The sequence below is a fragment of the Shinella sp. JR1-6 genome, from assembly GCF_004284735.1.
GTDB lineage: Bacteria > Pseudomonadota > Alphaproteobacteria > Rhizobiales > Rhizobiaceae > Shinella.
In genome coordinates, this window is record NZ_SHMI01000001.1 from 81,992 (window position 1) to 96,120 (window position 14,129).

General features: G+C 63.4%; 12 protein-coding genes. 11 read left to right on the top strand and 1 reads right to left on the bottom strand.

The window, feature by feature from the left end; translation table 11 throughout:
* The first annotated feature begins 56 nt into the window (after nt 1–56).
* The 11 genes from EXZ48_RS00370 (at nt 57) to EXZ48_RS00420 (ending at nt 13,295) form a co-directional block, all read left to right on the top strand.
* Nucleotides 57–1,097 (top strand): ABC transporter permease, encoded by a 1,041-nt coding sequence (locus EXZ48_RS00370; RefSeq protein ID WP_023517348.1) that lies wholly within the window; start codon nt 57–59, stop codon nt 1,095–1,097.
* A 117-nt stretch (nt 1,098–1,214) separates the two neighbouring features.
* Nucleotides 1,215–2,162 carry a D-ribose ABC transporter substrate-binding protein gene (locus EXZ48_RS00375; RefSeq protein ID WP_024271312.1) on the top strand — a complete coding sequence of 316 codons (948 nt, stop codon included), beginning with the start codon at nt 1,215–1,217 and terminating at the stop codon, nt 2,160–2,162.
* A 90-nt stretch (nt 2,163–2,252) separates the two neighbouring features.
* Entirely contained in the window at nt 2,253–3,107 is an 855-nt protein-coding gene (locus EXZ48_RS00380; protein WP_197283966.1) for a DeoR/GlpR family DNA-binding transcription regulator, read from the top strand.
* A gap of 66 nt (nt 3,108–3,173) precedes the next feature.
* Complete coding sequence (locus EXZ48_RS00385; RefSeq protein ID WP_130513968.1) at nt 3,174–4,874, top strand: dihydroxyacetone kinase family protein; 1,701 nt, start codon at nt 3,174–3,176, stop codon at nt 4,872–4,874.
* Between the two features lie 324 nt (nt 4,875–5,198).
* Entirely contained in the window at nt 5,199–6,026 is an 828-nt protein-coding gene (locus tag EXZ48_RS00390; RefSeq protein ID WP_023516209.1) for a phosphogluconate dehydrogenase C-terminal domain-containing protein, read from the top strand.
* Nucleotides 6,027–6,130: 104 nt separating this feature from the next.
* Nucleotides 6,131–7,072, top strand: coding sequence for a D-ribose ABC transporter substrate-binding protein (locus EXZ48_RS00395; protein WP_024271314.1), 942 nt, complete (start codon nt 6,131–6,133; stop codon nt 7,070–7,072).
* Nucleotides 7,073–7,141: 69 nt separating this feature from the next.
* Entirely contained in the window at nt 7,142–7,780 is a 639-nt protein-coding gene (locus EXZ48_RS00400) for a DUF2291 family protein (protein WP_130513969.1), read from the top strand.
* Between the two features lies 1 nt (nt 7,781).
* A complete protein-coding gene (locus EXZ48_RS00405; RefSeq protein WP_130513970.1) occupies nt 7,782–9,326 on the top strand; it encodes a sugar ABC transporter ATP-binding protein in 1,545 nt (514 codons plus the stop codon).
* A complete protein-coding gene (locus EXZ48_RS00410; RefSeq protein ID WP_130514214.1) occupies nt 9,326–10,393 on the top strand; it encodes an ABC transporter permease in 1,068 nt (355 codons plus the stop codon). Before EXZ48_RS00405 ends, EXZ48_RS00410 begins: the two co-directional genes overlap by 1 nt.
* A 2-nt stretch (nt 10,394–10,395) precedes the next feature.
* Nucleotides 10,396–11,430, top strand: coding sequence for a Gfo/Idh/MocA family protein (locus EXZ48_RS00415; RefSeq protein ID WP_130513971.1), 1,035 nt, complete (start codon nt 10,396–10,398; stop codon nt 11,428–11,430).
* Nucleotides 11,427–13,295: a hypothetical protein gene (locus tag EXZ48_RS00420; RefSeq protein WP_130513972.1), complete on the top strand. Its 1,869-nt coding sequence runs from the start codon at nt 11,427–11,429 to the stop codon at nt 13,293–13,295. The genes EXZ48_RS00415 and EXZ48_RS00420 overlap by 4 nt, the downstream gene beginning before the upstream one ends.
* Before the next feature lie 3 nt (nt 13,296–13,298).
* Here EXZ48_RS00420 and EXZ48_RS00425 read toward each other — a convergent pair whose 3' ends face one another.
* On the bottom strand, nt 13,299–14,015 hold the full coding sequence (locus tag EXZ48_RS00425) for a transcriptional regulator NanR (RefSeq protein WP_023513982.1): 717 nt from the start codon (nt 14,013–14,015) through the stop codon (nt 13,299–13,301).
* Nucleotides 14,016–14,129 lie beyond the last annotated feature (114 nt).

A 14,129-nucleotide genomic window follows, 5' to 3' on the forward strand; every position in this document is an offset into this window, starting at 1 on the left:
ATTCTCCGACGCCGAGGCGATGTTCCGGCTGGAAATGCTCTAGGAGCGCTGAAGCAATGTCAGTCACACCTGCAATCCAGACGAAGGCGGCGGCGAGCGGCGGCAAGCGCAAGAAGAGCTTTATCGAGCTCCTGTTCGAGGGCCGCGCCTTCTTCGCGCTCATTGCCATCATCGTCGTCTTCTCGTTGATGTCGCCGAACTATTTCACGGTCAGCAATTTCCTGATCATGGCCTCGCATGTCGCGATTTTCGGCCTGCTCGCCATCGGTATGCTGCTCGTCATCCTCAATGGCGGTATCGACCTTTCCGTCGGCTCGACGCTGGGGCTTGCCGGCGTCGTCGCGGGCTTCCTCATGCAGGGCGTAACGCTGCCGCAGCTCGGCATCATCCTCTATCCCTCGGTCTGGGTCGTGGTCGTGCTGACCTGCCTGCTCGGCGCCGTCGTCGGCGCGGTCAACGGCGTGCTGATCGCCTATCTGCGGGTGCCGGCCTTCGTTGCGACGCTCGGCGTGCTCTATGTCGCCCGCGGCATCGCGCTCCTGATGACCAACGGCCTCACCTACAACAATCTCGGCGGGCGCCCGGAACTCGGCAATACCGGCTTCGACTGGCTCGGCTTCAACCGTCTCGCCGGCGTGCCGATCGGCGTCATCGTGCTCCTCGTCTTCGCCGTCGTCTGCCACATCCTGCTTGCCCGCACGGCGTTCGGCCGCTGGCTCTATTCCTCCGGTGGCAACGAGCGTGCGGCGGAACTGTCGGGCGTGCCGGTCAAGCGCGTGAAAATCACCGTCTATGTGCTGTCGGGCGTCTGCGCCGCCGTTGCCGGCCTGGTGCTGTCCTCGCAGCTCACATCCGCAGGTCCGACGGCCGGCACGACCTACGAGCTGACGGCGATCGCCGCCGTCGTGATCGGCGGGGCGGCGCTGACGGGCGGTCGCGGCACGGTCATCGGCACCATGCTCGGCGCTTTCGTGATCGGCTTCCTGTCGGATGGTCTCGTGATCATCGGCGTCTCGGCCTACTGGCAGACGGTTTTCACCGGTGCCGTCATCGTCACCGCCGTTCTGTTGAACAGCATCAAATACGGTCGCCGCTAGGGAAAGCGGCGACTGACAGGAACTGACTGCGGCTGGGGGAGGCGGACCATCGAAGCCCCGGCAGTGGAAAGTATTGCCGAAAATCGGCGCAACCGGACTCAACAAGGGAGTGAGACCATGTTCAAAAAAGGAATGCGTGTACTTTTCGCTGCGACCGCCGCACTGCCGCTGCTGTTCAGCACGGCCTGGGCCGAAGGTCTGATCACCGTCATCGTCAACGATCCGTCCAACCCCTACTGGTTCACGGAAGGCGAAGTGGCGAAGAAGACGGCGGAAGGCCTCGGCTACACGGCCAATGTCGGCGCGCACAAGGGCGATACCAACACCGAGAGCAACCTGATCGACACGGCCATTACCAACAAGTCCGTCGCCATCATCCTCGACCCGGCAAACGCCGATGGCTCGGTGGGCGCGGTCAAGAAGGCGGTTGCCGCCGGCATCCCGGTCATCCTCGTCAACGCCGAGATCAACCAGGAAGGCCTCGCCAAGGCGCAGCTCGTTTCGAACAACGCCCAGGGCGCCGCTCTCGGCGCCCAGCAGTGGGTCGAAGCGGTCGGCGACAAGGGCAAGTATGTCGAACTCTTCGGTGCACCCTCCGACAACAACGCCGCAACCCGTTCGAACGGTTACGAAACCGTCCTGACGCAGTATCCCGATCTCGAAAAGTCCGGCAAGGAAGTGGCTGATTGGGATCGCACCAAGGGCCACGCCAAGATGCAGTCGCTGCTTCAGGCCAATCCCGACATCATCGGCGTGATCAGCGGCAATGACGAAATGGCCCTCGGCGCCATCGCGGCGCTCAAGGAAGCCGGCAAGCTGGAACAGGTGAAGGTCGGCGGCTTCGACGGCTCGCCGGATGCCGTCGCGGCCATCAAGGCGGGAGAGCTGCAGTACACCGTCCTCCAGCCGGTCGCCGTCTTCTCGGAAGCGGCCGTCAAGCAGGCCGACAATGTGATCAAGACCGGCTCCACCGGTGTCGATACCGAAAAGCAGCTCTTCGATTGCCTGCTGATCACCAAGGACAATGTCGACAAATACACCGCTCCCTTCGTTCTGAGCGAGTGATCGACAGGGGGGCGCCCGTCGCGGGCGCCCCTTTCCGCTTGGCATTTCCCTTGCCGCCCGAAACGAGATACGACACGCTATCCTCGAAGCATGGCAGGGCCTCCGGTGAACAAGAAAGTCGACGTCAAGGATTTGCTTTCGGAAGAGCTGCCGAGCGACAGCCGGCATGCGCGCCAGCTCGTGCGCCGCCAGATGATCGCCGAGACGGTCATCGCCGAAGGCTCCATCCGCATCGAAGACCTGACCGAACGCTTCGGCATCAGCCTGATGACGGCGCATCGCGACGTCGATGAACTCGTCAGCCGCGGCCTTTTCCGCAAGACGCGCGGCATCGTCTCTGCTGCGCCCACCAGCCTGATCGAATCCTCCGACGTCTACCGCGCGACGAAGCAGGCGAAGGAAAAGAAGGCGATCGCCAGGGCGGCGATGCGCTTCGTGGAGCCGGGCCAGGCGATCTTCCTCGACGACGCCACCACCGTGCACGAGATGACCGCCTTCCTGCCGGCCAAGGTGCCGCTCACGGTCATCACCAATTCGCTCGTGCTCATCAACGAATTGAAGGACGTCAACGACGTCAACCTGATCTGTCTCGGCGGCCAGTTCTACAATTGGTGCAACGCCTTCATGGGCCATATTACCACCAACGAGATCCGCCGCCTGCGGGCCGATACGGTGTTCATGTCGCTCTCGGCCATCGTCGGCGATGCGGTCTACCACCAGTCGCCGGAGACGGTGGAAACGAAACGGGCGATGTTCGAAAGTTCGGCAAAGCGGGTGCTTCTCGCAGATCACACCAAGTTCGAGCGGCGCGCGCTGCATCACTTCGCGACGCTTCAGGAATTCGATGCCGTCGTTGTCGACGAGGACATTCCGATCTCGCATCTGTCGCGCATGCGCTCGGCGGGCATCAACGTCATCGTGGCGGATGCCGAGCGCGTGGCCTGAGACCTCTTTCTTCTCTCCGGTCGATGTTGCATCCTCGCGGCCCGATTGCCTGCGAGGAGGAAACCCATGACAAAAATTGTCGATGATCCGGAACGGTTTGCGTCTTCGGCGCTGGCGGGCTTTTCCAGGATTTATGGGAGATATGTCCGGCTGGTGAAAGGCGGCGTGGTTCGCGCCACGGCCGTGCCGCGCGGAAAAGTCTCCGTTATCGTCGGTGGTGGATCGGGACACTATCCGGCCTTTGCCGGCTATGTCGGGCCGGGCATGGCGGATGCGGCGGTGGCGGGCGAGATTTTCGCCTCCCCCTCGACGGCGGCGGTCGCCCGCGTCTGCCGCAATGCCAACCACGGCGGCGGCATTCTCCTCGGCTTCGGCAATTATGCCGGCGACGTCCTGAATTTCGGCGTGGCGGCGGAGCGGTTGAGGGCTGAGGGCATCGACGTGCGCATCGTCACCGTGACGGATGACGTGGCGAGCGCACCGGCGGACCGTCACCTGCAACGGCGCGGCATCGCCGGCGACTTCCTCGTCTTCAAGGTGGCAGGCGCGGCAGCAGAGGCGGGGCTTTCCCTCGATGAGGTCGAGCGCGTGACGCGGCTTGCCAATGCCCGCATCTTCTCCTTTGGTGTCGCCTTCGGCGGTTGCACGCTGCCGGGCGCGACGGAGCCGCTCTTCACCGTGCCCAAGGGCATGATGGCGCTCGGCCTCGGCATCCATGGCGAGCCGGGTATCCGTGATGCGAAAATCGTGCCGGCGGGCGATCTTGCAACCTTGCTGGTGGAGACCGTGCTCGCCGAGCGCCCGGCGGGCGCGCGCCGCGCCGCCGTGCTGCTCAACGGCCTCGGCGCGACCAAGTATGAGGAGCTGTTCGTGCTCTGGGGCGCGGTGGAGAGCCGGCTTCAGGCGGCGGGTGTCGAGCTTGTCGCGCCGGAGGCCGGCGAATATGTCACCAGCCTCGATATGCAGGGATGTTCGCTGACGGTGATGTGGCTCGACGCGGAGCTGGAGCGTTTCTGGCTCGCCCCTTGCGATACGCCGGTCTTCCGCCGCGGTGCGGGGTTCGAGACGCAGCCGGCCGACTTTGCGGAAAATGCCGAGGACGCGGCGCCGACCTTCGGGCCGGCCTCCGGCACTGCGCGGGAGAGCGCCCGCTGCCTCGCCGGTGTCCTCGATGCCATGGTGGCGGCTCTGACCGAGGCGGAAGCCGACCTTGGGCGGATCGATGCCTTTGCCGGCGACGGCGACCACGGCCAGGGCATGCGCCGTGGCGCGACTGCGGCCCGCGACGTCCTCCATCAGGCCGTGGCAGGTGGTGCCGGTGCGAAAAGCGCGCTTGCCGCGGCCGGCGATGCCTGGGCGGATCGGGCCGGCGGAACGTCCGGCGCTATCTGGGGCCTGCTGCTGCGCTCCTGGAGCTCGGCTTTTTCCGATGAGGCGGCCTTGCAGGACGCGGATATCGTGCGCGGCGCCCGCCTTGCACTGGAGGACGTGATGCGCCTCGGCGGGGCGAAGCCGGGCGACAAGACGCTTGTCGATGCCTTCGTTCCCTTCGTCGCGGCGCTCGAAACGGCGAAAGCGGATGGCCTTTCGCGGAAAGAGGCCTGGCAGAAGGCCGCCCTTGTTTGCGCGGAGGCGGCTGAGGCCACCGCGCCGCTGTCGCCGCGGCTCGGGCGCGCACGCCCGCTCGCCGCGCGCAGCATCGGCCATCCGGATGCCGGCGCGGTGTCGCTGGCGTTGATCGCAAGGACGATCGCCGGCCGCCTCTGACGGCTTTTAACGGGTTTTCTTTGGATCGGAAGCGGTCTGCGTCCCATCGCCCGCGTGATTTTGAGCCGAACGTCGTGTGACGTTCGGCTTTTTCGCGTGTCCGGTTTCGTCAAGAACCAGCGGTTTTTCAAATGGTTGGGATTGAGCTCCGTTTTCCGTCGCCGTCAAGACGCGATGTTATGTTCATCGTGCGATCACATATTCTAAGATATAGTTGTTGACATGTTATACCAGTTGAGAAATATAGGCTCACGCCGGACGCCCGGTGGAGGAAATTCCGGCTGGAGCCCAAATGTCCGGCCGCTGCATTCAGGGAGGTCTTCGATGACATCGATCGCGTTGTTCGGCGCCGGTGGCAAAATGGGCTATCGGCTCGCCAAGAATCTCAAGGGTTCGCGCTTCGATGTCCGTCATATCGAGGTGAGCGAGGCCGGAAAGGCGCGCCTTTCCGATGAATTGGGCCTCGCCTGCGTTTCCGCCGACGAAGGCCTCGATGGTGCCGACGTCGTCATCCTCGCGGTTCCGGATACGGCGATCGGCAAGGTCGCAGCCGGCATCGCCGACAAGCTGAAGCCGGGCACGATGGTCGTTGCGCTCGACGCCGCCGCCCCCTTCGCCGGCCATCTGCCGGATCGTGCGGACCTTACCTATTTCGTCACGCATCCCTGCCATCCGCCGATCTTCAACGACGAGACGGATCCGGCCGCCAAGCGCGATTTCTTCGGCGGCATCGCCGCCAAGCAGCACATCGTTTCCGCCCTGATGCAGGGGCCGGAAGAAGCGTATTCGCTCGGTGAGGAGATCGCGAAGGTTATCTGGGCGCCGGTCATGCGCTCGCACCGTGTCACCGTCGAGCAGATGGCGCTGCTGGAGCCCGGGCTTTCCGAGACCGTTTGCGCCTCGTTGCTCGTCGTCATGCGGGAAGCGATGGACGAATGCGTCAGGCGTGGCGTTGCCAAGGAGGCCGCCCGCGACTTCCTGCTCGGCCATATGAACGTGCTCGGCGCGGTCATCTTCGAAGAGACGCCCGGCGTCTTCTCCGATGCCTGCAACAAGGCGATCGAGTTCGGCAAGCCCGTGCTGATGAAGGACGACTGGAAGCGTGTGTTCGAGCCCGAGGAAATCGCGGCCAGCATCCACCGCATCACCTGATATCCGGCGGGTTCGCCCGCCGATGAAGCGACTTGCACCGGGGCGGCCCTTTTCAATGGAGGAATGGCCGCTGGAGAGACCGGTGCCTAACAGGGAGGAAAAATATGAACATTACCCGTAGACTGATCACCGTCGGTTTCGCCGCTGTCATGGCTGCCGGCGTTGCCATGCCGTCCTTTGCAGCGGATCTCATCGCCATCATCACGCCGAGCCACGACAATCCGTTCTTCAAGGCGGAAGCCGTCGGTGCCGAGGCGAAGGCCAAGGAACTCGGCTACGAGACGCTGGTGCTCGTGCACGATGACGACGCCAACAAGCAGTCGCAGCTCATCGACACCGCGATCGGCCGCGGCGCGAAGGCGATCATCCTCGACAATGCCGGCTCGGAAGCCTCGATCGCTGCCGTGCAGAAGGCGAAGGATGCGGGTGTTCCGTCCTTCCTGATCGACCGCGAAATCAACGCCACCGGCGTTGCCGTCTCGCAGATCGTCTCGAACAACTATCAGGGCGCGCAGCTCGGCGCGGAAGAGTTCGTCAAGCTGATGGGCGAGAAGGGCAATTATGTCGAGCTGCTCGGCCGCGAAGCCGATCTCAATGCCGGCATTCGCTCCAAGGGCTATCACGACGTCATCGACGAGTACCCCGACATGAAGATGGTCGCCCAGCAGTCGGCCAACTGGAGCCAGACCGAAGGCTACTCCAAGATGGAGACGATCCTTCAGGCCAACCCGGATATCCAGGGCGTGATCGCCGGCAACGACACGATGGCCATGGGCGCGATCGCGGCGCTTCAGGCGGCCGGCCGCAAGGACGTCATCGTCGTCGGCTTCGACGGTTCGAACGACGTTCGCGACTCGATCAAGGCGGGCGGCATCAAGGCCACCGTCATGCAGCCGGCCTATGCCCAGGCCCAGCTCGCCGTCACCCAGGCGCATGAATACATCACGACCGGCAAGGCGCCGGCCGAGGAAAAGCAGCTCATGGACTGCGTGCTGATCACCGCTGACAACGCTGGCAAGCTCGAAACCTTCGCGCTCGCGGAATAATCCTCCCCCGCGACGGTGCGAGGCGGGGTACGGTCCCGCCTCGCATTTCATTCATGACGGAGAATGGGAATGCTGAGGTTTCAGGCTGCCTTTCCGGTTCTGCTGGCCGGCGCGCTGGCGCTTGGCGGCTGCAAGTTCGTCAAGACGGAAGACGAGCAGAAGCAGGCGGCGGCCGGGGCCTTCAATCCGGACAAGCTGGTCGCCGATATCTGGGACGCCAAGGTCGTGCCCTATCTCGACGAGCGTGCCGGTGCATTTCAGGCGGTTTCCGCTCTCGCGGCAAGCGACCTGAATGCCGCCGCCGAAAAATACGGTCACAAGGAAAAGCAGGGCAATGCGCCCTGGACGTTCGCGGCCAAGGTCGACGGGGTGATCGTTGCTGAAGAAACGAAATCGCGCGCAGCCTATGTCGATGTGGACGTCGACGGCGACAAGAAGGCGGATGTGCGCGTCTCGATCGGCCCGGCCATTCGCGGCACGGCCATCCGTGACAGCCTGAAGTTCGTGAACTTTAACGAGTTCAAGAACCAGATCGAGTGGGCGCAATACGGCAAGTCGTTCAACACCCATGTGAACGGCCTGTTGCTGGAAAAACTGCCCCGCGAAAGCCTGAACGGCAAGACGATCAAGGCGATGGGCGCCTATCCGCTGCCGGCCAAGGGGCAGTTGCCGCAATTCGTACCCGTTACGATCACCGTCGGAGGCTGAGATGAGCGGCATCGACGACGGCGACGTCATTCTCGAATTGAAGGACATCACGAAGGCCTATTCCGGCATCGTGGCGCTGAAGAAGGCGGACCTGAAGCTCAGGCGCGGCGCGGTCAATGTGCTCGTCGGCGAAAACGGCGCCGGCAAGTCGACGATGATGCGCATCATCGCCGGCGTGGAGCGGCCGACCCTCGGCGAGATCTGGATGGACGGCGAGCGCATTCATCTGAACAGCCCCGCCGACGCGGTGCGCCACGGTATCGGCATCGTCTTCCAGGAGCTGAACCTCTTCGGCAACCTCTCCGTTGCCGAAAACATCTTTGCGACGCGCGAGATCACACGCGGCCTTCGCGGGATCGACCACAAGGCGCAGGTCGAAAAGGCGAACGAATTCCTCAATCGCCTGGAAGCCGGCATTTCCGCCGATACGCTGGCGGAAGACCTGCCGATCGGCCAGCAGCAGCTCGTCGAGATCGCCCGCGCCGTCTCGCTTGATACGCGCATCCTCATCATGGACGAACCGACGTCCGCCCTCAGTGCCGCGGAAGTCGACGTGCTCTTCCGCGTCATCGCCGACCTCAAGGCGCGCGGCGTCGCCATCGTCTACATCTCGCACCGGCTGGAAGAGCTGATGCGTATCGGAGACTACATCACCGTCTTGAAGGACGGCCAGATCACCGGTCACGCCATGGTCAAGGACATCGACACGCGCTGGATCGTGCGTTCGATGATCGGTTCGGACGCCAAGGATTTTGCCAAGCAGGTCGATCACGAGCCGGGCGCTGAAGTGTTTCGCACCGAAGACATCTGCCTGCCGCGCGCGCAGGGCGGCTATGCCGTCGATCATGTCTCGATCGGCGTGCGCAAGGGCGAAATCCTCGGCATCTATGGTTTGATGGGCGCCGGGCGCTCGGAGCTTTTCGAGTGCATCATGGGCCGGCACGAGCACTATACGGGAAAAATCTTCGTCGAGGGCGAGGAGCTGAAAGGGCGTGATACGACCCGGCGCATCCGCGAGGGCCTGGCGTTGATCCCGGAGGACCGGCAGCGCGAGGGGCTTGTGCAATCCATGTCGATTGCGGACAACCTCTCGATGGCAAGCCTCGGCCAGTTCCTGAAGGGCGGCTTCCATATCGATCTGAAGCTCGAGAAGAAGGCGATCCTCGAGGCGATCCGCAGCCTTTCGATCAAGGCGAAGAACCCCGAATTCGACGTTACCTCGATGTCTGGCGGCAACCAGCAGAAGGTCGTCATCGGCAAGGCGCTGATGACCGGCCCAAAAGTGCTTTTGATGGACGAGCCCAGCCGCGGCATCGATGTCGGGGCCAAGGCGGACGTCTTCCGCACCATGCGGCGGCTGGCGGGCGAGGGGCTCGCCATCCTCTTCTCCACCTCCGACCTCGAAGAGGTCATGGCGCTGTCCGACCGTATCGCCGTGATGAGCAACGGCCGGCTGGTGACGGTGGTGGACCGCAAGGACGCCACCGAGGACATGATCGTTTCGGCCTCCGCGGAGGGACATAAAACCAAAAGGATGCACGCGTGATGACGACAGCAACGCAAACTGCCGCCGCCGGCAACCACCTTTCCACGGGCGCCGCCCTGCTCACGATCATGAAGCTGAGAACCTTCATCGCGCTCTTCGCGGTGATCATCTTCTTCTCGATCTTCGCGCCGAACTTTTTGTCGACTGCGAACATGATCCTGATGTCGAAACACGCGACGCAGAACGCGTTCCTTGCCATCGGCATGACCTTCGTCATCATCACCGGCGGCATCGACCTTTCGGTCGGCTCGATCGTCGGCCTGTGCGGCATGATCGCCGGCGGGCTCATCATGTATGGCGTGGCGCTGCCGCTCGGCTACACGGTCTATTTCAACATCGTCGAGGTCGCCGTCATCGTCATGGCAGTCGGTATTCTGATCGGTGCGATCAACGGTCTGCTCATCACCCGCCTCAACGTCGCGCCCTTCATCGCGACGCTCGGCACGCTCTATGTGGCGCGCGGCATGGCGCTGCTCTATTCCGATGGCCAGACGCTGCCCAATCTCACGGGCCGCGAAGACCTCGGCAACCAGGGCTTTTCCTATCTCGGCTCCGGCTCGATCCTCGGTCTTCCGGTTTCCGTCTGGATTCTGATCGTCGTCGCGTTGGGGGCTGCCTACTTCGCCCGCTTCGTGCCCCTCGGCCGGCACATCTTCGCGGTCGGTGGCAATGAACGTGCCTCCCGCATGTCCGGCATCCGCGTCAACCGCGTCAAGATGTTCGTCTACATGTTCTCCGGCTTCTGCGCGGCGATCGTCGGCCTCATCATCTCCTCCGAACTGATGGCCTCGCACCCGGCGACCGGCACCAATTTGGAGCTTAACGCCATTGCGGCGGCCGTTCTCGGTGGTACATCCATGTCGGGCGGACGCGGCACGATCGGCGGCACGATCATCGGCGCCTTCGTGATCGGCATTCTCTCGGACGGGTTGGTGATGATGGGTGTCAGTTCCTTCTGGCAGATGGTGATCAAGGGGCTGGTGATCATCGTGGCCGTCGTCGTGGACCAGGCGCAGCGCCGGCTCCAGCAGCGCGTCACCTTGATGCAGATGGCAAAGGCAGGTTGAGCATGGCGCGGTTCAAGGGTGCGTTGATCGGTTGCGGCTTCTTCGCCGTCAACCAGATGCATGGCTGGCGGGACTTGGCCGACGTGGACATCGTGGCCATCTGCGACCGCGATCCGGAGCGGCTGTGTATCGTCGGTGACGACTTCGGCGTCGAAAGGCGCTATCAGTCGGCGGGAGCGATGTTTGCCGATGGCGGCTTCGATTTCGTTGATATCGCCACGACGGTCGGCAGCCATCGCGCACTGGTCGAGCTTGCTGCAAGCCACTCGATCCCGGCGATCTGCCAGAAACCGTTCGCGCCGACGCTTGAGGATGCCAAGGCCATGGTCGCCGCTGCGCAGACGGCCGGCATCCCCCTGATGATCCACGAGAATTTTCGCTGGCAGACGCCTATCTTAGCCGTAAAGGCGGTGCTCGATAGTGGCGCGATCGGTGATCCCTTCTGGGGTCGCGTCTCCTTCCGTTCCGGCTTCGATGTGTTCTCCGGTCAGCCCTATCTCGCCAAGGGCAATCGCTTCATCATCGAGGACCTCGGCATCCACTCGCTCGACATCGCCCGCTTCCTCTTCGGCGATGCCAGCCACATGACCGCCCGCACACGCCGCATCAACCCTGATATCGCCGGCGAGGACGTGGCGACGATGCTGCTCGACCATGACAACGGCATCACCTCGATTGTCGATGTCAGCTATGCGACGAAGCTGCCGCAGGAACCCTTTCCGGAAACCTTCGTCGAGATCGACGGCAGCAAGGGCACGCTGCGGCTCGGCAAGGACTACAAGCTCATCGTTCATGGTCCAGATGGCACGACGGACACGGTCGTCGCGCCGAACCTGCTGCCCTGGGCCTCGCGGCCCTGGCACAATATCCAGGAGAGTGTTGCGCTCATCCAGAAACACTGGATCGAGCGGCTGGCGACGGGACACGAACCGGACACCTCCGGCCACGACAACCTGAAAACCTTTGCCTTGGTGGAGGCTGCCTATCTCAGTGCCAAGCGCGGCGAGACCATCGCGCTGGGAGATCTTTTGGGATGAGCGGGGACCTGCTCCGGCTCTACGGCACAAGCGAGCGCGAGCCGGAGAGCCGAACGCTTTCGGCCGGCGACCTGAGTGTGGGCCTTCAGGACGGCAACCTGCGCACACTGCGGTTTCGTGGCCATGAGGTGCTGCGCGCCATTGCATTTCTCGTGCGCGACAGGGATTGGGGTACTTGCGGCGCCGCTATCGCCAATCTTGCGCTCGAAGAAACGGCAACGGGTTTTTCTGTTTGCTATGATGCCCGTTTCAGCGCGCCTTCCGGCGCCAACCTCGACTGCACCATCACGATCACCGGCAACGCCGAGAGCGTGACCTTCTCTGCCGATTGCGTCAGCGATGCGGATTTTGAAACTGCGCGCGCGGGCTTCGTCGTGCTGCATCCGGTTGTCGGCGTTGCGGGCGAACCGGTCGAGGTGCAGCACAGTGACGGCAGCGTCGAACAGGCGCGTTGGCCGGACCGGATAGAGCCCTGGCAGCCCTTCAAGGATATCGCCGCCATTACCCATCACGTTGCCCCCGGTATCGCGGCAACGACGGAATTCTTCGGCGATGTCTTCGAGATGGAGGACCAGCGCAACTGGACCGACGGCTCCTACAAAACCTATGTGCGGCCGCTGGCGCTGCCCTGGCCTTATCGCGTGCCGAAGAGCGAACCGTTCAGCCAGCAGGTTTCTGTTGCGATCGAGGCGGATGAGGATGCAGCGCCCGCGGCCGGTGCCGGGGATGCCGTTTCGCTGCTGATGGTGCCGACGACACACCGGCTTCCCGAGATCGGCGTCGGACTGAGGCCGGAATGCCTTGCTGGCGAGCGGGCCGCACTCAATGCCTTGAGCGTTGTGGGCGCCCGGCATTTGATCGCCCATTTCGATCCTGCCGCCGGCCATGGCATCGAAGCGCTGGCTGGCTATGCTGAGATCGCAGCACGGTCCGGCCTGAAGGTGACGCTGGAATTTGCCGTGCCGTGCCAACGTCCGCTCGATGATGAAATGTCTGATATCGCGTCACTCGTCGGTAAGGCAGGGCTGGTGCTCGATACGCTGTTCGTCTGTCCTGCGGTGGACCGGCAGTCGACGCCGCCCGGCAGCGTCTGGCCGGAGTGTCCGCCGCTGGAGGCGGTTTATGCCGCAGCGCGGGCAGCCTTTTCGGGCGTGCGGCTCGGTGGCGGCATGATGAGTTATTTCACCGAGCTCAACCGTAAGCGTGTGCCGGGCGCGTTGCTGGATTATGTCAGTCATTGCACCAATCCGATCGTGCACGCGGCCGATGACCTCTCAGTCATGCAGACCTTCGAGGCGCTGCGTTTTGTCACGCGTTCGGTTCGCACGCTCTACGGTGACAAGCCGTACCGTATCGGCCCTTCGACAATCGCCATGCGGCAAAATCCCTATGGCAGCGCGACGAAGGCCAATCCAGCGGGCGGCCGCATTCCGATGGCCAATGTGGATCTTCGTCATAACGGGGCGTTCGGTGCAGCCTGGACGCTGGCCTATGCCGCTACGGTTGCCTCGGCCGGGCTTGAGGTCCTGACGCTGTCGACGCTGGCGGGGCCGTTCGGGCTTGTGGCAAGCGAGGGGGAGGCAACGCCCGAAGGGGCGCTTCGGCCGCTCGCCCATGTGCTGGCGCGGCTCGGCAGCCTTTCGGGTGCGGCGCTGGTCGCCGTCGAGACGTCCCGCCCGGATGCGGTGCTGGGCCTTGCTGCGGAAAGCCGGTTGTTTTTGGCGAACATCACGCGAGAGGCGCAGGTTGTAGTTCTTCCGGCAATGCCGCGCACGGTTTCGCTGATCGGTGGCGGCGGCGTGGAGATGCCGGCGGCCCAAAGGATCAGCCTGCCGCCCTACGGCACGGTCGAGGTCCTGCTGTGAACCTTATTTCTGCCCCTTGAGCGCATAGAGCGCGCGGGAGCGTTCGAGGTGCTTGATCATCGCCTTTTCGGAAAGGTCGGCGTCACCCTTCTCGATGGCGCGGATGATTTCCTCGTGTTCGGCCAGCGTGAAATTCTCGCGGCCCGTCCAGATGAGCATTTCCGTATGATAGGACTTCAACCATCCCAGCATCGCACCGCTGACGGCCGCGAAGATCGGATTGCCGGAGATCCGCGCAATGCATTGGTGGAACTCCATGTCCGCTTCGATGAAGGCATCCGCATCGCCGAGGCTTTGTTTCTGCGTGTCGAGCAGGGCGCGCAGTTCGGCAATCTGGGTGGGGCTCGCCTTGGTGGCGGCCTCGCGGATCATGCCGCGCTCGAAGAAGATGCGGGCGCTTTTCAGATGCTCCAGCGTGTCGGAGGAGCCGGAGAGCATGAGTTTTGCCGGCAGGTCGACCTGGCGGATGATGGATTCGGCGGTGATGCGCAGCACCTTGGCGCGCTCGCCCTGCGAAATCTCCACCAGCCCCTTGCCGGCGAGCGCCTGCATCGCCTCGCGGATGGCCGGGCGGCCGACACCGTAGCGCTCCATCAGCTCGCGTTCGGAGGGCATGTCGTCGCCGGCTTTCAGTTCGCCGGTCTCGATCATGTGCTTCAGCCGGGCGAAGACTTCGTCGGAGAGTTTCTTGCGGACGATCGGTTCGGAAACGACGTTCATGGGGCACCTGGTTTCGACAGGTTTGAATATGCATCAAGTTTCATTGCCGCAACAGCTTTCACGAGAAAGTCGGCTTGCAATAACATAAATACTCATTATACCAGTTGATGGATT